At 67.4% G+C, this 16,488-nt stretch carries 18 protein-coding genes; 7 read left to right on the top strand and 11 right to left on the bottom strand.

Features of this window, described 5'->3' with window-relative positions:
• Positions 1-9: 9 nt before the first annotated feature.
• From ACQ66R_RS14075 to ACQ66R_RS14055, 5 genes are all read right to left on the bottom strand, one after another.
• Positions 10-882 (bottom strand): F0F1 ATP synthase subunit gamma, encoded by an 873-nt coding sequence (locus tag ACQ66R_RS14075; RefSeq protein WP_430422957.1) that lies wholly within the window; start codon positions 880-882, stop codon positions 10-12.
• A gap of 6 nt (positions 883-888) precedes the next feature.
• Positions 889-1,521, bottom strand: coding sequence for a pseudaminic acid biosynthesis-associated methylase (locus ACQ66R_RS14070; protein WP_430422955.1), 633 nt, complete (start codon positions 1,519-1,521; stop codon positions 889-891).
• An 11-nt stretch (positions 1,522-1,532) separates the two neighbouring features.
• On the bottom strand, positions 1,533-3,065 hold the full coding sequence (atpA, locus tag ACQ66R_RS14065; protein ID WP_430422953.1) for a F0F1 ATP synthase subunit alpha: 1,533 nt from the start codon (positions 3,063-3,065) through the stop codon (positions 1,533-1,535).
• A 4-nt stretch (positions 3,066-3,069) separates the two neighbouring features.
• The gene (locus tag ACQ66R_RS14060) at positions 3,070-3,624 is read right to left on the bottom strand and encodes a F0F1 ATP synthase subunit delta (RefSeq protein ID WP_430422951.1); all 555 of its coding nucleotides are present in this window, start codon (positions 3,622-3,624) and stop codon (positions 3,070-3,072) included.
• A 354-nt stretch (positions 3,625-3,978) separates the two neighbouring features.
• A complete protein-coding gene (locus ACQ66R_RS14055) occupies positions 3,979-4,320 on the bottom strand; it encodes a CC_3452 family protein (RefSeq protein ID WP_430422949.1) in 342 nt (113 codons plus the stop codon).
• Positions 4,321-4,643: 323 nt separating this feature from the next.
• Here ACQ66R_RS14055 and ACQ66R_RS14050 point away from each other — a divergent pair, with 323 nt between their 5' ends.
• Positions 4,644-6,611, top strand: coding sequence for a transglycosylase domain-containing protein (locus ACQ66R_RS14050; protein WP_430422947.1), 1,968 nt, complete (start codon positions 4,644-4,646; stop codon positions 6,609-6,611).
• A gap of 54 nt (positions 6,612-6,665) precedes the next feature.
• A protein-coding gene (locus tag ACQ66R_RS14045) for an IS5 family transposase (RefSeq protein WP_430420901.1) occupies positions 6,666-7,417 on the top strand; the annotation gives its coding sequence in 2 pieces (ribosomal slippage) (positions 6,666-6,996 and positions 6,996-7,417; 753 coding nt in all).
• A gap of 23 nt (positions 7,418-7,440) precedes the next feature.
• Here ACQ66R_RS14045 and ACQ66R_RS14040 read toward each other — a convergent pair.
• Together ACQ66R_RS14040 and ACQ66R_RS14035 are read right to left on the bottom strand one after the other, a co-directional pair.
• Positions 7,441-8,181 (bottom strand): M48 family metallopeptidase, encoded by a 741-nt coding sequence (locus ACQ66R_RS14040; RefSeq protein ID WP_430422945.1) that lies wholly within the window; start codon positions 8,179-8,181, stop codon positions 7,441-7,443.
• Between the two features lie 234 nt (positions 8,182-8,415).
• The gene (locus tag ACQ66R_RS14035; RefSeq protein ID WP_430422943.1) at positions 8,416-9,726 is read right to left on the bottom strand and encodes a polyhydroxyalkanoate depolymerase; all 1,311 of its coding nucleotides are present in this window, start codon (positions 9,724-9,726) and stop codon (positions 8,416-8,418) included.
• A 362-nt stretch (positions 9,727-10,088) separates the two neighbouring features.
• Between ACQ66R_RS14035 and ACQ66R_RS14030 the strand changes: the two genes are divergently transcribed.
• The gene (locus tag ACQ66R_RS14030; protein WP_430422941.1) at positions 10,089-10,946 is read left to right on the top strand and encodes a hypothetical protein; all 858 of its coding nucleotides are present in this window, start codon (positions 10,089-10,091) and stop codon (positions 10,944-10,946) included.
• Positions 10,939-11,109: a hypothetical protein gene (locus ACQ66R_RS14025; protein ID WP_430422939.1), complete on the top strand. Its 171-nt coding sequence runs from the start codon at positions 10,939-10,941 to the stop codon at positions 11,107-11,109. Before ACQ66R_RS14030 ends, ACQ66R_RS14025 begins: the two co-directional genes overlap by 8 nt.
• A 153-nt stretch (positions 11,110-11,262) precedes the next feature.
• Here the strand turns inward: ACQ66R_RS14025 and ACQ66R_RS14020 are convergent, their stop codons facing one another.
• Complete coding sequence (locus ACQ66R_RS14020; protein ID WP_430422937.1) at positions 11,263-11,874, bottom strand: SCO family protein; 612 nt, start codon at positions 11,872-11,874, stop codon at positions 11,263-11,265.
• A 42-nt stretch (positions 11,875-11,916) separates the two neighbouring features.
• On the opposite strand from ACQ66R_RS14020, the gene ACQ66R_RS14015 reads away from it, so the two are divergent.
• Together ACQ66R_RS14015 and ACQ66R_RS14010 are read left to right on the top strand one after the other, a co-directional pair.
• Positions 11,917-13,281 carry an ActS/PrrB/RegB family redox-sensitive histidine kinase gene (locus ACQ66R_RS14015; protein ID WP_430422935.1) on the top strand — a complete coding sequence of 455 codons (1,365 nt, stop codon included), beginning with the start codon at positions 11,917-11,919 and terminating at the stop codon, positions 13,279-13,281.
• A gap of 75 nt (positions 13,282-13,356) precedes the next feature.
• Entirely contained in the window at positions 13,357-13,914 is a 558-nt protein-coding gene (locus tag ACQ66R_RS14010) for an ActR/PrrA/RegA family redox response regulator transcription factor (RefSeq protein WP_430422933.1), read from the top strand.
• Positions 13,915-13,978: 64 nt separating this feature from the next.
• On the opposite strand, the gene ACQ66R_RS14005 is transcribed toward ACQ66R_RS14010, so the two are convergent.
• Genes ACQ66R_RS14005 through ACQ66R_RS13995 form a run of 3 tightly spaced genes read right to left on the bottom strand, consistent with a single transcriptional unit; the run spans position 13,979 to position 15,357 of the window.
• Positions 13,979-14,344: an endonuclease domain-containing protein gene (locus ACQ66R_RS14005; protein WP_430422931.1), complete on the bottom strand. Its 366-nt coding sequence runs from the start codon at positions 14,342-14,344 to the stop codon at positions 13,979-13,981.
• Entirely contained in the window at positions 14,341-14,790 is a 450-nt protein-coding gene (gene mmcB, locus ACQ66R_RS14000) for a DNA repair putative endonuclease MmcB (RefSeq protein ID WP_430422929.1), read from the bottom strand. The genes ACQ66R_RS14005 and mmcB overlap by 4 nt, the downstream gene beginning before the upstream one ends.
• A 39-nt stretch (positions 14,791-14,829) precedes the next feature.
• Positions 14,830-15,357, bottom strand: a complete 528-nt coding sequence (locus ACQ66R_RS13995) for a lipocalin family protein (protein ID WP_430422927.1) — start codon at positions 15,355-15,357, stop codon at positions 14,830-14,832.
• Positions 15,358-15,493: 136 nt separating this feature from the next.
• Between ACQ66R_RS13995 and ACQ66R_RS13990 the strand changes: the two genes are divergently transcribed.
• The gene (locus tag ACQ66R_RS13990) at positions 15,494-16,429 is read left to right on the top strand and encodes a cation diffusion facilitator family transporter (RefSeq protein WP_430422925.1); all 936 of its coding nucleotides are present in this window, start codon (positions 15,494-15,496) and stop codon (positions 16,427-16,429) included.
• Positions 16,430-16,488 lie beyond the last annotated feature (59 nt).

Genomic DNA, 16,488 nt, shown 5'->3' with positions numbered 1-16,488 from the left:
CTCGTAAGGCTAGATCGCTTCGGCGCCGGAGATGATCTCGATCAGCTCCTTGGTAATCTGCGCCTGGCGTGCACGGTTCATCTGCAGGGTGAGGCTGGCGATCATGTCGCCGGCGTTGCGGGTGGCGTTGTCCATCGCCGTCATCTGGGCGGCGAAGAACCCGGCCTGGTTCTCGAGCATGGCCGAGAAGATCTGGGTCGTGATGTTGCGGGGCAGGAGGTCGCCCAGGATGGTGGCCTCGTCGGGCTCGTACTCGTAGGCCGCGCCCTTGAGGTCGATGCTGGCGCCGCCGGCGGCCACCTCGGCCGGAATCAGCTGGCGCGCGGTGGGGGTCTGGGTGACCACGGACTTGAACTCGCTGAAGAACAGCGTGACCACGTCGACGTCGCCGGCTTCGAACATCGCCTGGATCTTGGCCGACACCTCTTCGGCCACCGCCAGCGACGGGTTGCCGCCGACTTCGAAGGATTCGACCAGGCGGCTGGCGTGGCCGCGACGCAGCTGGTCGCGGGCCTTACGACCGGCCGTGATGATCTTGACGTCCTTGCCCTCGGCCAGCAGCTGGTCGATGCGCGCGCGGGCGGCCCGGACGATCGAGGAGTTGAAGCCGCCGGCCAGGCCGCGGTCCGAGGTGGCGACCACCACCAGATGACGCTGGTCCGAGCCGGTGCCGACCAGCAGCTTCGGCGCGCCGTCGCCGGAGACGCCTGCCGCCAGATTGGCGATCACCGACGCCATGCGCTGGGCGTAGGGACGCGAGTCCTGAGCGGCGTTCTGCGCGCGGCGCAGCTTCGCCGCGGCCACCATCTGCATCGCCTTCGTGATCTTCTGGGTGGATTTCACCGCAGCGATCCGATTGCGCATCTCCTTGACGCTAGCCATACGCCGTCAAGCCTTCCTGAAGAGCCACCAGGTGCTGTCGTCCATCACGGTCGTCCTTCTCCAGAAGAACCCGTAGTCGACGAGCACAAGGTCGGGGAAATTGTCGAGGTAGAGCGACCCGAAGTCGTTCTTGAAGAGCAGGTCCGTCTCACCGCGGTAGGTGATCGTCTCGGCCTTGGGCGAGAAGTACTCCGCGCAGAAGACGTACTTGGACGAGACCCGGTGGATCTCGCGCATCGTCTGGTCGAGCAGGCTGGGGTCCACGTGGATCAGCACGCCCGAGGTGAAGGCCATCTCGACGGCCCCGTCCGCCAGCGGGATCTTGTGGCCGAAGCCCTCGATCACGCGGTCCTGGGGCAGGATGCCGTCCTCGACCAGGCGCTTGCGCGCGGCCGGGTTCGGCTCGATGCCCCACAGGTCCATCGGCGCCAGCGCCTGGATGCCTTGGAGATTGAGGCCCAGGTTCGGACCCACCTCCAGCGCGGACTTGGGCATGTCGCCCACGATGGTGCGGAACACCTCGCCCCAGACACGCGTGCGGCCGCGGACGGCGTCGGTCGTACGGGCGTTGCGCTCCGTGTACCGATCACCGAACTCGCCCGACCAGGCGTCCAGTGCTTTGGGTTGATCCGCGGCCATCACTCTTTCGCCTAGGCGAAGGTTTCCGCGAACGCCGCCAGAGCCGCCTTCAGATCGTCTTCGACGTTCTTCAGGTCCTTCTCGATGCGGATCTTGTCCAGGATCGCCTGGTGCTTGCTGTGCAGGTTGGCCAGCAGCTCGCGCTCGAAGCGGCCGACCTGATTGGTCGGGACCTTGTCGAGGTAGCCGCGGGTGCCCGCGTAGATCACAGCCACCTGCTCTTCGACCGACAGCGGCGAGTACTGGGGCTGCTTCAGCAGCTCGGTCAGGCGCTCGCCGCGGGCCAGCATGCGTTGGGTCGCGGCGTCGAGGTCCGAGCCGAACTTCGCGAAGGCGGCCATTTCCCGGTACTGGGCCAGTTCGCCCTTGATCGGGCCAGACGCGGCCTTCATCGCCTTGATCTGGGCCGACGAGCCCACGCGGCTCACCGAGATACCCACGTTCACGGCGGGGCGGATGCCCTGGAAGAACAGGTCGGTCTCGAGGAAGATCTGGCCGTCGGTGATCGAGATCACGTTGGTCGGGATGTAGGCCGACACGTCGTTGGCCTGGGTTTCGATGAGCGGCAGGGCCGTCAGCGAGCCCGAGCCGTTGTCTTCGTTCAGCTTCGCCGCGCGCTCCAGCAGGCGGCTATGCAGGTAGAACACGTCGCCCGGGTAGGCTTCGCGACCCGGCGGGCGGCGCAGCAGCAGCGACATCTGGCGGTAGGCGACGGCCTGTTTGGAAAGGTCGTCGTAGATGATGACGGCGTGCATGCCGTTGTCGCGGAACCACTCGCCCATGGCGCAACCCGCGAACGGGGCCAGGAACTGCAGCGGGGCCGGCTCGGAGGCGGTGGCCGACACGACGATCGTGTAGTCCAGGGCGCCGCGCTCTTCGAGCGTCTTGACGATCTGGGCCACGGTCGAGCGCTTCTGGCCGATGGCGACGTAGATGCAGTAGAGCTTGGCGCTCTCGTCATCGCCGGCGTTGATCGCCTTCTGGTTCAGAATGGTGTCGATCGCCACGGCGGTCTTGCCGGTCTGGCGGTCGCCGATGATCAGTTCGCGCTGGCCGCGGCCGACGGGGATCAGGCTGTCGATGGCCTTCAGACCGGTCTGCACCGGCTCGTGCACCGACTTCCGCGGAATGATGCCCGGCGCCTTCACGTCCACGCGACGGCGCTCGGCCACGTTCTGGATCGGACCCTTCCCGTCGATCGGCTCGCCCAGGGGGTTCACCACCCGGCCCAGCAGGCCCTTGCCGACCGGCACGTCCACGATCTCGCCCAGGCGGCGGACTTCGTCGCCCTCCGAGATGGCGCGGTCTTCGCCGAAGATCACGACGCCGACGTTGTCGCGCTCGAGGTTCAGGGCCATGCCCTTCACGCCGGCAGAGGGGAACTCCACCATTTCACCGGCTTGCACGTTGTCCAGGCCGTAGACGCGGGCGATGCCGTCGCCGACGCTCAGAACCGAACCGACGTCGGAAACGTCGGCCTCTTCGCCGAAATTGGCGATCTGCGACTTGAGGATGGCCGAGATCTCGGCGGCGCGGATGTCCATATTCTTACGCTCTCTTGAGGGCGAATTTCAGGGAGTCGAGCTTCGACTTCAGCGAAGCATCGAAGAGGCGGGAGCCGACCTTCACCTTGATCCCGCCCAGGAGGGCCGGATCGACGCGGGTCGTGATTTCGGGGTCCTTGCCCAGGGCCTGACGGAGCGCCGCGGCGACACCCTTGGTCTGGGCCGCGGACAGCGGCATCGCGGTGGTCACCTCGGCCGAGACGGCGCCGCGGGCGGCGGCCGACAGCTTGGCGAAGGCTTCGATGACTTGCGGCAGAGCACCAGCGCGACCGTTCTCAGCCAGCAGGCCCAGGAACTTCAGCGTCGTCATGTTGAACTTGCCCTTGGCGCCGATGCCGACCAGGCCCTTGGCCTTGTCTTCCGCGCTGAAGGTCGGCGAGCCCAGCAGGGTGCGCAGATCCTTGGAATCCGCGATCGCGGATTTCAGGGACTTCAGGTCCTTCTCGACCGCCGCCATCTGGTTCTGATCCGTCGCCAGATCAAACAGGGCCTGTGCGTATCGGGAGGCCACATTCGCTACAGATGAATCGTCTGCCACTCTTATCCGCCCGGGTCGCGTTTCACGTGCCGCAAACGGAGCGCTCCGCTGCGACTAAAGGCTTGAAAGCGCTTGAAAAAAGCACATCGGTCCGAGGGCTCGAAATAGACCCCCGGCCAAAGCCGCGCGCCTACTAGCACGCGATGTTGTGCGCCGCAACCGAGTGGGACGGGGGTTCCGCTAGGGAACCGGGCACGTGGAGGGCCCCCTGGTGTCGTTCGCGCTGGGACCCGGGGAGCCCGTGCCCCGCGCAATCCTGATGTTCAGCGCCCTGTGCAAAAAAGAGGGCCGTCGGTTTCCCGACGGCCCAGGCATGACAGAAGCTCGACAGAGCTGCTGGGAGACTTGAAACGCCTACTGCTCTTTGGCGAGCTGGGTGCCGCCGTTGGCCTTCGCGATGGCCTTGGCGTTGCAGTCGGCGAGCTTGTCCTCGGCGAGGGCCTTGCGACCGGCGAACGCCTGCACCACGCCGACTTTGTCGGCGATGGTCTTGCAGGTCGAGGTCGCGAAAGTCTGCGAGGTCGGGGCGAGGGCGATGCAGGTGTCGCCTTCGCAGTTGAACATGGCGCCGCCGGCGATGAACTTGGTCTTCTCGACCGGAGCCGAGAGCTTGGCGGTGATGGAGTCGGCGGCGAAGGCCTGACCCGCGGACAGGGTGACGAGGGCGGCGCAGGCCGCAAGAATTTGGAGCTTCAAGGAGCCCTCCAGCGTTCGGGGAGTTGTCGGCGTCAAGGATTTGAGTACCGGCCCGGCCCGCCGCGTTTGGTCGCCTCGGGTATCCCCTCCCTCGGCGCGCTTCGAACTGAGCATTGCTAAGATAACGGTGTTAAGATCGACTCCGCAACCCCCAAAACCGCAACGCCGCTATGCATAGATGCAGACCAGTTCGGCGTTCCCGCCCGGCGCGTCGCCGCCGGGCAACCGTCGTTCACCTCTCGTCAATCATGTTTGGCGTTCCGTTGACGTGGGCTATAGCGCCCGTTGCGGGCGGCGTTTGATCGGTAGGACACCCTAACTCCATGGCCAACGCGCAGCCGCCGGGACGCGGGCGCCCGAAGCGCACCCCCCTGCAGGGCCTGATCTACTGGACGCTGGTGCTCGCCGTCTGGGGCGTGACCTTCACGGTCGCGTTCTTCGCGGTGTTCGCGCCGGGCCTGCCCGACATCTCGTCGCTGGACGAGGCCAAGCGCGCGCCGTCGATCTCGTACCTCGACCGGTCGGGCGCCCTGCTCTCGGTGCGCGGCAGCCAGGCCGCGCCGGCGGTCTCGCTGGACAAGCTGCCGAAGCACGTGCCCCAGGCGTTCATCGCCGTCGAGGACCGCTGGTTCTATTGGCATCCAGGGTTCAACCCGTGGGGCATCGCGCGCAGCCAGATCTACAATATGCAGCACAGAGGCGAAGGGCGGCCCCTGCGGGGCGGCTCGACCATCACCCAGCAGCTGGCCCGCAACCTCTTCCTCGACACCACCCAGACGTATCGCCGCAAGGCCCAGGAGCTGGTGCTCGCGGTGAAGCTGGAGGTGCAGTACTCCAAGAAGCAGATCCTCGAGACCTATCTGAACCGGGTCTATTTCGGCGGCGGGGCCTACGGGATCGAGGCGGCCTCTCAGCGCTATTTCTCCAAGCCGGCCTCGCAGCTGACTCTCGGCGAGAGCGCCATGCTGGCCGGCATCATGAAGGGCCCGTCGCGCTATTCGCCGGCCGCCTCCACCAAGAACGCCGCCGAGCGGGCCAACATCGTCCTCTACGCCATGGTCGACGCGGGCTTCATCACCGAGGCCCAGCGCGCCGAGGCCGTACGCACGCCCGTGCGCGTGAACTCCACTCTCGCCAACCAGCGGGCGCAGTACTTCGTGGACTGGGTCGACGATCAGGTCGGCGCGCTGGTGGGCGAAGAGCCGCCCGAGGACCTCGTGGTCGAGACAACCCTCGACCTGCCGCTGCAGGCCAGCGCCGAGCAGGCGCTCACCCGCGGCGTCGCCGCCGCCAAGGGCCAGGGCGTGGAACAGGGCGCGCTGGTGTCGCTGGACGGCGAAGGCCGGGTGCGCGCCTACGTCGGCGGGACCGGCTATCTGCAGAGCCAGTTCGACCGCGCGGCCATGGCCAGGCGCCAGGCCGGTTCGGCCTTCAAGCCGTTCGTTTATCTGACCGCGCTGCAGGCCGGCTACACGCCCTTCAGCGCGGTGGTCGACCAGCCGATCAAGATCGGGAACTGGGAGCCTCGGAACTACACCGGCGAGTATCTGGGCGAGATCGAGCTGCGCACCGCCATGGCGCAGTCGGTGAATACGGTGGCCGCCGACCTGGCCAGCAAGGTGGGCACCCAGAACGTGGCCGCGACGGCCCACCGCATGGGCATCACCTCGCCGATCCAGCTGGACCCATCGATGGCCCTGGGCGCCGTCGAGGTCAGTCCGCTGGAGATGGCCCAGGCCTATGTGCCGTTCTCGAACGGCGGCTCGGCGGCCAAGGCCTACGGCATCGAACGGATCCGCACCGCGCGTGGCGGCCGGGTCCTTTACGAATACCGCCCCACCCGCTCGCCGGTGATCGGCCAGCCGGCGCTCAGCGAGATCGTCTCGATGATGCGGGGCGTGGTGACCAGCGGCACGGGCACACGGGCCAACGTCCCGGGCTATGACCTGGCGGGCAAGACGGGCACCACCAGCGACTACCGAGACGCCTGGTTCGTGGGCTACACGGGCGGCTTCGTGACCGCCGTCTGGGTCGGCAAGGATAACAACAGGCCGATGAGCCGGGTCACCGGCGGCGGGGCTCCGGCCGGCATCTGGCGCGACTACATGACCGCCGCCCTGCCCCGCCTGAAGGTGCAGCCCATCCCCGGGGGCCAGCCGCCCCCGCCGCCGATCGAGGAGACCGACGAGCAGGGCAACCCGATCGGCAAGATCATCGAGGGCGTCACCGACTTCTTCCGGGGCGACAGGGAGAAGTCCGAGCCGCGCCGGAAGGAAGAGCCGCCGTACTAGGGCCTGTTGAGATTCAAGATTCTCGAAGGCGGCGTGGTGTGATTCAAGCTGCGGATGGAACGATTCGTTTTGACCGACGCCCAGTGGGCGAAGATGGAGCCGCACTGCCTGGGGAAGCCGAGCGATCCCGGGCGTAGCGGCGCGGACAACCGGCTCTTCATCGAAGCCGTCCTGTGGATCGCCCGGACCGGAAGCCCATGGAGGGATCTTCCGCCCTCGTTCGGCAAGTGGAACACGGTCTACACGCGTTTCCGCGACTGGCGTGACGCCGATGTTTTCACACGGCTTTTCGACGCCTGCTCGGACGAGCCGGACATGGAGTACGCCATGGTCGACGCCACCATCGTGAAGGTCCATCGCCACGGGCAGGGCGCAAAAGGGGGACTTCGAGCCAGGCCATCGGGCGCTCCAAGGGCGGCATGACCACCAAAATACTGGCGCTCACCGACGCGCTCGGAAACCTGGTCCGTTTCGTCCTGCTGCCCGGTCACCGCTTCGACACCGTGGGCGTCGCGCCGTTGATCCAGGGCCTCGAGTTCGACGCTTTGCTCGGCGACAAGGCATTCGACAGCAACGCCATCATCGCCGAGTTGGATGAGCGCGGCGCCAAGGCCGTGATCTCTCAGCATCCTCGCCGCGCCATCCCCCTCGACATCGACACCGAGGTCTACAAATGGCGTCACCTGATCGAAAACTTCTTCTGCAAGCTCAAGGAGTTCAAACGCATCGCCATGCGCAGCGACAAGACCGACCGCAGCTTCTCAGCCATGATCCACCTCACCGCCGCCGTCATTCACTCGCGCTGAATCTCAACAGGCCCTAGAAGGGGCTATTTCCCGAAGGCGTGCAGGCGGGCGCCCTCGGCGCGCAGCCAGGCGCGGAAGCGGCGTTCGTCGCCCACCAGATCGCGGACGTGGGCCCAGAACCGCGGGCCGTGGTTCAGCTCCAGCAGGTGGGCGCATTCGTGGGCGGCCACGTAGTCGGCCACCTCGAACGGCGCCAGCGCCAGGCGCCACGAATAGCGGATCACGCCGGCCGTCCCGCGCGGCCCCGGCTTGCACGAGCCCCAGCGCGACTTGGCGTCGGCCACGCTGACCTTGGGCATCGGGGCGCCCAGTTTCAGCGCGTAGTGGCGGGTGCGTTCGGTCAGCACCTCCAGCGCCCGCTTGCGGATCACCAGGATCACGGCGCGGCTGAAGCCTTCGCCTTCGCCCATGGCGGTGATGCGCGGCGTCGAGCCGTCGACCGGCTCGATCCAGCGCGCGCGTCCGGCGCTCTGCTCCAGGCGCACCGGACGGCCGAACACCTCGATCAGCATGCCGGGCGACAGCGGCGCGGCGGCGGGCAGCTCGGCCAGACGCGCGGCGATCCAGCCCGCGCGCTCGCGGGCGAAGGCGGCGGCTTCCGGGAGCCGCCGCTGCGACGGCGCGGTGGCCACGATCTCGCGCCGGGTCCGGTCCAGCCGCAGCGACACGCGCCGCGCACGGCCGTTGACCTTCAGCCGCACGGCCGCGCCGGCCACATCCAGCCGGTCACCATCGGAGAATTGGGAGCGCCCCAGCAGACTCATCGCCCGGAAATCTAAGGTGCGCCGGGCGGTTTCAGAAGGGCAGCGCTACAGCGCCAAGCCCCCTTTTTGCTCGTCATCCCCGGGCCCCGTCCCGGGGATCCATCGGTCGGCGGCCGGGCTTCGGGAGCGGGTCGCGAGGACGCGACCCGCCGCACGACATCAGCGCGGCGGAGGCATGGATCCCCGGCACAAGGCCGGGGATGACGTTCCAGTTTATTGGATTTAGGCGCGAACCTAGCTCTGCGCAGACCGCAGCGGCACGACTTCGGCTGAGGCCGGGCGGGCGCGCAGGTGGGGGATCTCGGCTTCCATCCGGCGGATGAAGGCGCGCACGCGGGGATAGATCTCCTCGCGGAAGCGCCGGCCGTTGAACACGCCGTAGTGGCCCACGTGCGGCTGGATGTAGTCTTCCTTCAGCTCGACCGGCAGGCTCAGGCACAGCTTGTGCGCCGCCTGGGTCTGGCCGATGCCCGAGATGTCGTCGTTCTCGCCCTCGACCGTCAGCAGGCCGATGTCGGTGATCCGTTCGGGCCGCACCTTGCGGCCGCGGTGCTCGAGCTCACCCTTGGGCAGCAGGTGGCGCTGGAACACCACGTCGACCGTCTGGAGATAGAATTCCTCGGTCAGATCCAGCACCGACAGGTACTCGTCGTAGAATTCCAGGTGCTTGTCGGTCTCGTCGCCGTCGCCCTTCATCAGGTCGGCGAGATACTGACGGTGCGCCTCCTGGTGCTTCTCCAGGTTCATCGACATGAAGCTGGCCAGCTGCACGAAGCCCGGATAGACGCGCCGGCCCGCGCCCAGATAGGGCGGCGGCACGTTGTAGATCATGTTCGACTCGAACCAGGCGAACGGGCGGTCTTCGGCCAGCTTGTTGGTCACGGTCGGCGACAGGCGAGCGTCGATCGGCGAGCCCATGAAGGTCATCGAGGCCGGACGGCTCTCCTCGCGGTCGTCGGCCATCAATGCCGCCGCCGCCAGCACGGGCGGCCCGGGCTGGCAGACCGCCACCACGTGCGGGCGCGGGCCCATCTGGCGCAGCATCTCGCGGATGTGGTCGATGTAGTCGTGGAAATCGAAGCGCCCTTCCAGGAAGGGCACGTCGCGGGCGTTGGTCCATTCGGTGATGAACACCTCGTGGTCCTGCAGGAAGGCCTCGACCGTGCCGCGCAGCAGGGTGGCGTAGTGGCCCGACAGCGGGGCGGCGATCAGCACCGCCGGCTCCAACTCGGTCTTCCCGGCGCGGCGCAGGTCGCTCGTGTCGCGGGCGAAGTGGGTCAGCTTGCACCAGGGCGTCGACCAGACCTCCTGGGTGCGAACCCGCACCTCGCGGCCGCTGATCTTGATCTTGTCGAGCTTCCAGTCCGGCTTGCCGTAACGCCGCGTCAGGTTCGCGAAGAGGTCGCCCGTCGCGTAGATCCGCCGGCCCACGGGGCTTTCGGCGGCCGGATTCAGCGTCGAGCCCCAGAAGTCGCGCGCAGCGAGCGCGGCCCACCGCATCGGCGAGGCGGCGTAATAGCCGGCTTCATAGAGGGTATAGAGCATACGGGCCTGCCTTTTGTGCGTCGCAACATAGCATGTTGAACCTTAACGACTGACGCAAGGCCAAGGATGCGTGGAGTCGAGGGGAATCGTCGAAGTGGCGGTCTAGCGTGCGGTGCCGCGCCGCGGCATCAGGGCAATTGTTCCTGTTTTGTTCTTGACCTGAAACATGGCTTGTGCAAGAATTAGAAGGTCGGGGAGATTTGGGCGAGGACATCCGCCGGCGGACAGATTCTGCTGGCACGTCGCCAGTGCTGCTCACCCGGCTTCGCGCGTGTGGAAGGGATACTGGCACCGGCAGCCCGCGGCATAGCGTTGCCATTTGACCGCAATCGCGGCACGATTCGTCCTCTGGGGGAGACTGGATGACTGTCTGTGTCGGCATCGCCGTGAACGACTGCATCGTCTTTGCCGCCGACAGCGCCTCGTCACTGGTACGTACTAACCCGGCGACGGGCGCCAGCGAGATCATCAACGTCTACGCCAACGGCGATAAGGTCTTCAACCTCCTCAAGGGGCACCCGATCTGCGCGATGACGTGCGGCATGGGCAACATTGGCACCGCCTCTATCGCGACGCTCGTGAAGGAGCTTCGGCGGCGGCTCTCGTCCGCGGAGCAGGGCGACTGGTTCGTGAATCCTGAGGCCTACACGGTGGAGGAGATCGCCACTAAGGCGCGTCGTTTCCTTTTCGAGGAGCGTTACGCCGCTCTTCAGCCACCGCCTCCGGCCCCGCACTCGTTCGAGTTTTGGGTCGGCGGGTACTCGTCCGATTTCGACGCCGGCCACGAAGTATGGAAAGTGTCGATCATCAACGGCGTCTGCGAAGCGCCGGTGCGCGAACTTGAAGGCGGCTTCGGCTGGTTCGCGGGCGGACAACCCAACGCCATCGTGCGGCTCCTGCTGGGATACGACCAGAACCTGCCGCAGGCTCTAACAACTGCCGGAATGGCGGACGCGGGCGTTAGCGCGACTATGGGCGTAATCCGCGCGCACTCGGAAGTTGGCATCGTGATGCCGACGATGCCCACGCAGGACGCGATTGACTTGGCCGAGTTCCTCGTAGAAACGACGAAGCGATTCGTACGTTTCCTCCCTGGTGCCGACACTGTCGGAGGGGAGACAGACGTAGCCGTCGTAACCAAATACGAAGGCTTTAAGTGGATACGGCGTAAGTACTTCTATCCCGCCGCATTGAACCCGCTGGAGACGGATCATGCCTAAGGACCAAAAGCCGATGAAGAAGCCGACTCCCCCGCAAGAACTGCCGATGCCCAAGTACGACTATCAGAAGTCGCAAGGCGGGAGCGTGTCGTCGCGCTACAAGGAAGATGATGCGCAGTCGCAGGTTCCCGCGCACATTCTTCAGAATGTCCACTTCGGGTAACGGGTTTTAGTCGCTCAGCCGCCACCCAATCAGGCCGGCAATATCCCCGCCTAGAACCACGCCGCCCTTGTGGTGCAGCGCCTTAAGCGTGGCCCAACCGCTTCCGTAGCATCGACGCTTTCGAGGTCTTCGACGTCGGCCCCGTGACTCCCCTCAGCAGCTCTCCGCGTTCGCGCCCTGCTTCATTGCCGCCTGGATCTTCGCGGCGGTCTGTTCCGGGGTCAGCTCGTACGGCAGGACGCAGGCGAAGCGGCCCTTGGGGTTCATCAGGTAGCTGTAGGCGGCGTGGTTGACCGTGTAGTCGGGGCCTTCGCCGGACTTCTGGTAGTAGACCTTGTAGGCCCTGGCCGCCGCATCGGTCTGGGCCGGCGTGCCCGTCAGCCCCAGCGACCGCTTCGGAAAGGCCGGGTTGGCCATATAAGCCTTCATCTGCGCCACCGTGTCGCGCTGCGGGTCGACGCTGATCAACACCGACTGGAATTCCCCCGCCGCAGGACCGAGCAGGGTCTCGACCTGGGCCAGTTCGAACAGGGTGGTCGGACAGATGTCCGGGCAATGGGTGAAGCCGAAGAACACCACGCTCCACTTGCCCTTGAGCACGGACTGGTCAACCGTGCGTCCGTTGGTGTCCACCAGCTGGAACGGTCCGCCCACGGCGGCGGTTTGGGGTTGGGGTCCGAGGACACCCTTGCGGACGGCAAGACCGGTGAGGATGGCGAGTGCTAGCGCCAGGACCGCGATGAGGGCCAGGATCCGCCTGGACATGGGTGTATTCCTCGACCTTCACGCCGCCGGTGGGGGCTGAGCATGGCCGACGCCGTCGCGCCCCACGCCTCAATGCCGGCCGGCCTCGATACGGCGGGCTCCGACGACGCGCAAGACGTCTGGGATTCGGCCGACATCCGCCGGGGCCACCTGCGGCTGCGCACCCTGGTGCGGCTGCGCTGGGTAGTCGTGGCCGGCGAGGTGGCCCTGCTGTTGCTTATGGCCTTCGGGTTGGGGTTCGACGCGCCCTACCTCGCGTGCGCTGTGGTGGTGGTGATCGGCGCGATCATCAATGTGGTGACGGCCATCGCCGCCCAGCCCCAGCGGGTGATGGGCGACCGCGAGGCGGTGCTGCAGCTGTCGCTGGACATCGTCCAGATGTCGGCCCTGCTGGCCTTGGTCGGCGGTACGGCCAATCCCTTCGTCCTGATCCTGCTCGCGCCGCCCACGCTGGCGGCGGCCACCCTGCCGCTGCGGCCGGTGTGGGTGCTGGGAGTCATGGCCTCCGTCGCCTCTCTACTGCTGGCAGTGGTCAACCTCCCCTATCCCTCGCTGGGCGAGACGACGGTGTCGCTGGAGTTCCGGCTGGTGTCGGGCCTCGCCAACGTGGCCGGCATCGCGCTGATCGCGAGCTACGTGCGCCAATCGGTGGAAGAGGCCGCCCGAATGGCGCTGGCGCTGGACGTCACCCAGAAGGTGCTGGCGCGCGAGCAGCGCCTCTCGGCCCTGGGCGCGCTGGCCGCGGCGGCGGCGCACGAGCTGGGCACCCCGCTGGCCACCATCTCGATCGTCTCCAAGGAAATGGCCCGCGAGGCCGTCAATCCACAGGTCAAGGAGGACGCCGAGCTGCTGATGAGCCAGGCCGACCGATGCCGCGAGATCCTGCAGCGCCTGGCCGCCACCCCCGACAAGGCCACCGACGCCGTGCATGAGCGCCTGTCGCTCCGCCAACTGGTGCAGGAAGTGATCGAGCCCCACGCCAACGCCTCGAAGGAGGTGCGCGTCGAGGCCATCGTCACCGGCGCCAAGGACGTGAAGACCCCCGACATCCGCCGCCTGCCCGAGATCACCCACGCCTTCACCACCTTCGTGGAGAACGCCGTCGATTTCGCGCGCTCGGAGATCCTGGTTTCAGCCCGCTTCGACGCCGACTCCATCTCGATCGAGGTGCGCGACGACGGCCCGGGCTTCGCGCCCGAGATCCTGGCGAAGCTGGGCGAACCCTATGTCACCAGCCGCCCGGGCGCCGAAGGCTCGCGGACCGGCCACATCGGCATGGGGCTGGGCTTCTTCATTTCGAAGACGCTCCTGGAACGGACCGGGGCCGTCGTGACCTTTCACAATGCGCGACCTCGCGGCGCCGTTGTAGCCGCGCGCTGGCCTCGCTCACTGGTTGAAGCCGTATGACCTACACGCAGAAAAGCTTGCAGATTTGCGTTTAGGTGCGACATTCCGTCCTAGCGCCCCGACGAGGGAACACACATGACCGACCTGTCCGCCGAAGTCACCGCACTCGCCGACAAGAGTCTGCTCGTCCTCGACGACGACGCGCCGCTCAGGACGCGCCTGGGTCGAGCGCTGGAACAGCGGGGATTCGAGCCGACCCTGGTGGGCAGTGTTCAGGAAGCCATCGCCGCCGTGAAGGTCCGGGCGCCGGCCTACGCGGTGCTCGACATGCGCCTCGAGGACGGTTCGGGGCTGAAGGTGGTGGAGGCGGTGCGTGACGCCCGCCCCGACGCCAAGATCATCATGCTGACCGGCTATGGCAACATCGCCACGGCCGTGCAGGCGGTGAAGGCCGGGGCGGTGGACTACCTGTCCAAGCCGGCCGACGCCGACGACGTGGTCCGCGCCCTGCTGGCCCGGGGCGACGCCGCGCCGGCCCCGCCGGACAACCCGATGAGCGCCGACCGCGTCCGTTGGGAGCACATCCAGCGCGTCTACGAGTTGTGCAACCACAACGTCTCGGAAACCGCCCGCCGCCTGAACATGCACCGCCGCACCCTCCAGCGGATCCTGGCCAAGCGCGCGCCGAAGTAGACTAGGTATCTCCTTCTCCCCTTGCGGGAGGAGGTGGACGCGAAGCGGCCGGATGAGGGGTCGCTCAGATGTCGCCGTTGAAGGGACGTCCCGCCGCCCTCGAGACTTGCGCAATGACGCGCCAGTCGTGCGGACCATTGATCGCGCCATTGGGGAACCGCAGGACGCGAAAGCCCTGACTGACGAGCCATGCGTCGCGCTGGGAATCTCGCACCGCATCATGGAAGGGCCCATCCGCCTCAACGACCAAGCGGTGACGGAGGCAAACGAAGTCCACAACGAAGGGCCCGATCGGAAACTGCCTTCGGAACTTGATGCCCTCAAGGCGGCGATCGCGCAGCAACCTGCAGAGCGCGCGCTCCGTCGCCGGTGCGCTTTGGCGCAGTCGTCGAGCCTGCTTGACGGTTGCCCGCTTCGCGGGGGGCCTCACAACTCGCTGACCACCACCCCCGCGGCCCGCATCGCGGCCAGGCGGGCGAAGGCCAGGGTCAGGGCCTTGCGCCGCGCGCCGGCCAGGGGCTCGACCGGCGCCTCACGCAGGATCGCCCCGCCGAAGCCGTCGGCGACGATGAGGCCGGGCGCTTCCGGCAGGATCTCGCGGGGGAATTCGGGCGCGACGGCGAAGGCGAAGGCGTCGCAGTAGGGGCGGTACTCAGGCCACTTCAGATCGACACGAAAGTCCTCGATGCCCGACTTCACCTCGACGATGAAGATCTGTCCCTTGGGCCCCAGCGCCATCAGGTCGGCGCGCCGGCCGTTGGGCAGGGTCACCTCGCTGAGCGGCGCATAGCCCAGGGCGGTCAGCAGGCGCGCGGCGCCGCGCGTGACGGTGGCGGTGGTCTCGGGCCGCGAGACGGTGACGAGCGTGACGTCCATCACGCCACCCTGTTCCGCCTTCGTTCTGAATTCAAGAGCTCAGCTGCGCGGCAGCGGAAACTCGAGGCGGCCGACGTCGAAGCCCAGCTGGCGGATGCGGCTGATCGCCTGGTTCTTCACCGCGGCCGGCAGCACCGGCTTCTGCGACATGAGCCAGAGGTACTTGCCGTTGGCGGTGGCCAGCACCAGCCAGCCCTGCTCGGGGCGATGCTCGACGACGACATAGTCCTGGCTGACCACGCCGCCGAAGAAGCTCATCTTGATCTTCGCGTTGGTGCGCGGGTCGGCGACGGTGGCCTTGGCCTTCCACACCTTCAGCTGCCCCGAAGGGCCTTCCTTCTTGCAGGTCTGGACGACAGCGAAGCCCGAAGCCTGCGCGGTCCAGTCCGAGGCGCCGGCGGTGCAGCCGTTCTGCAGCTGGTTCGGCACCCGGGCCACCTCGTACCAGCGCCCCATCATCTTGGAGAGCTCGATGCGGCCGGTGGGCTCGACGGTCATGGCGCCGGCCGCGACCGGTGCGAACGTCAGGGCGGCGGCGAAGGCCGCAATGGCGAGGCGAAGCGTCATGTTGCAGTGCAATATACCAAGGAAGGCGGCAAGAAAACGTCCAAAGAGACGCACGCACGCGTCCTCCGGGTCTCCGCCCGCGGCGAAGCGCCACGCAGGACGTGCGGCGCGTTGCGCCAGCCGCTACCAATGGGCCATGAGCGCGCCTCGCCTGACCTCCGCCGAGACCGCCGCCCTCACCCGGAGGGTCACGCTGCTGTCGGTCGGGACCGCGGCGGTGCTGGTGGCCATCAAGCTGGCGGCCTGGCTGGCGTCGGGCTCGACGGCGCTCTTGGCCTCCATGGCCGACTCGGGCCTCGACCTCGTCGCCTCCATCGCCACCGCCTTCGCCGTCCGCTACGCCGTGGCCCCGCCCGACGCCGAGCACCGCTTCGGCCACGGCAAGGCCGAGGCGTTCGCCAGCCTGATGCAGGCCGGACTGGTGTTCGCCTCCGCGGCCCTGATCGCCCGCGAGGCCGCGACCGATCTCCTCGACCCCCACCCCCTTCGCCAGGAGGGCTGGGCGATCGCCGTGATGGCGATTTCCACCGTGCTGACGCTCGCCCTGGTCGCCGCCCAGACCCGCGTGCTGAAGCAGACGGCCTCGGTGGCCGTCTCGGGCGACCGGGCCCACTACGCCACCGACCTCGCCTCCAACATGATCGCGCTGGCGGGCATCGCCGCCTCGGCCCTGCTGGGGCTCAACGGACTGGACGCCGCGGCGGCCCTGGTGATCGCCGCGCTGCTGCTGTGGGGCGCCATCGGCGTCTTTCGCGAGGCCGCCAGCCAGCTGATGGACCGGGAACTGCCCGAGGACGATCGCGCGCAGATCATCCGCCTCGCCACCGAAGATCCCCGCATGACCGATGTCCATCAGCTGCGCACCCGCGCCTCGGGCCCCTACATCCACATCCAGATGCACGCCGACCTCGACCCGCAGCTGACTCTGGAGGCCGCGCACCAGGTGATCGTGGCGGCCGAAAAGCGGATCCTGACCGCGTTCCCCGCCGCCGACATCATCATCCACGCCGACCCCCGGGGCCGGGCCGAACCGCACGGCGGCGCGTTCGCCGAAGCCGGCGCGACAAAGTAAACGCCCTCTTAAGGCGTGCGGCGTCTGTTGGGGCTTTGTTGATTCGCGTATGAGCGCGC

The organism is Phenylobacterium sp., assembly GCF_965284355.1.
GTDB lineage: Bacteria > Pseudomonadota > Alphaproteobacteria > Caulobacterales > Caulobacteraceae > Phenylobacterium.
The sequence above is the reverse complement of the archived record's forward strand: the minus strand, read 5'-3'. Positions and strand labels throughout refer to the sequence as shown.

Coding starts and splice junctions, on each gene's coding strand:
- atpA (WP_430422953.1), bottom strand. CDS start 3,065: ATGGACATCCGCGCCGCCGAGATCTCGGCCATCCTCAAGTCGCAGATC.
- ACQ66R_RS14020 (WP_430422937.1), bottom strand. CDS start 11,874: ATGTCCAGGCGGATCCTGGCCCTCATCGCGGTCCTGGCGCTAGCACTC.
- ACQ66R_RS14050 (WP_430422947.1), top strand. CDS start 4,644: ATGGCCAACGCGCAGCCGCCGGGACGCGGGCGCCCGAAGCGCACCCCC.
- ACQ66R_RS14070 (WP_430422955.1), bottom strand. CDS start 1,521: ATGGCCGCGGATCAACCCAAAGCACTGGACGCCTGGTCGGGCGAGTTC.
- ACQ66R_RS14030 (WP_430422941.1), top strand. CDS start 10,089: ATGACTGTCTGTGTCGGCATCGCCGTGAACGACTGCATCGTCTTTGCC.
- ACQ66R_RS14035 (WP_430422943.1), bottom strand. CDS start 9,726: ATGCTCTATACCCTCTATGAAGCCGGCTATTACGCCGCCTCGCCGATG.
- ACQ66R_RS14025 (WP_430422939.1), top strand. CDS start 10,939: ATGCCTAAGGACCAAAAGCCGATGAAGAAGCCGACTCCCCCGCAAGAA.
- ACQ66R_RS13990 (WP_430422925.1), top strand. CDS start 15,494: ATGAGCGCGCCTCGCCTGACCTCCGCCGAGACCGCCGCCCTCACCCGG.
- mmcB (WP_430422929.1), bottom strand. CDS start 14,790: ATGGACGTCACGCTCGTCACCGTCTCGCGGCCCGAGACCACCGCCACC.
- ACQ66R_RS14040 (WP_430422945.1), bottom strand. CDS start 8,181: ATGAGTCTGCTGGGGCGCTCCCAATTCTCCGATGGTGACCGGCTGGAT.
- ACQ66R_RS14015 (WP_430422935.1), top strand. CDS start 11,917: ATGGCCGACGCCGTCGCGCCCCACGCCTCAATGCCGGCCGGCCTCGAT.
- ACQ66R_RS13995 (WP_430422927.1), bottom strand. CDS start 15,357: ATGACGCTTCGCCTCGCCATTGCGGCCTTCGCCGCCGCCCTGACGTTC.
- ACQ66R_RS14010 (WP_430422933.1), top strand. CDS start 13,357: ATGACCGACCTGTCCGCCGAAGTCACCGCACTCGCCGACAAGAGTCTG.
- ACQ66R_RS14075 (WP_430422957.1), bottom strand. CDS start 882: ATGGCTAGCGTCAAGGAGATGCGCAATCGGATCGCTGCGGTGAAATCC.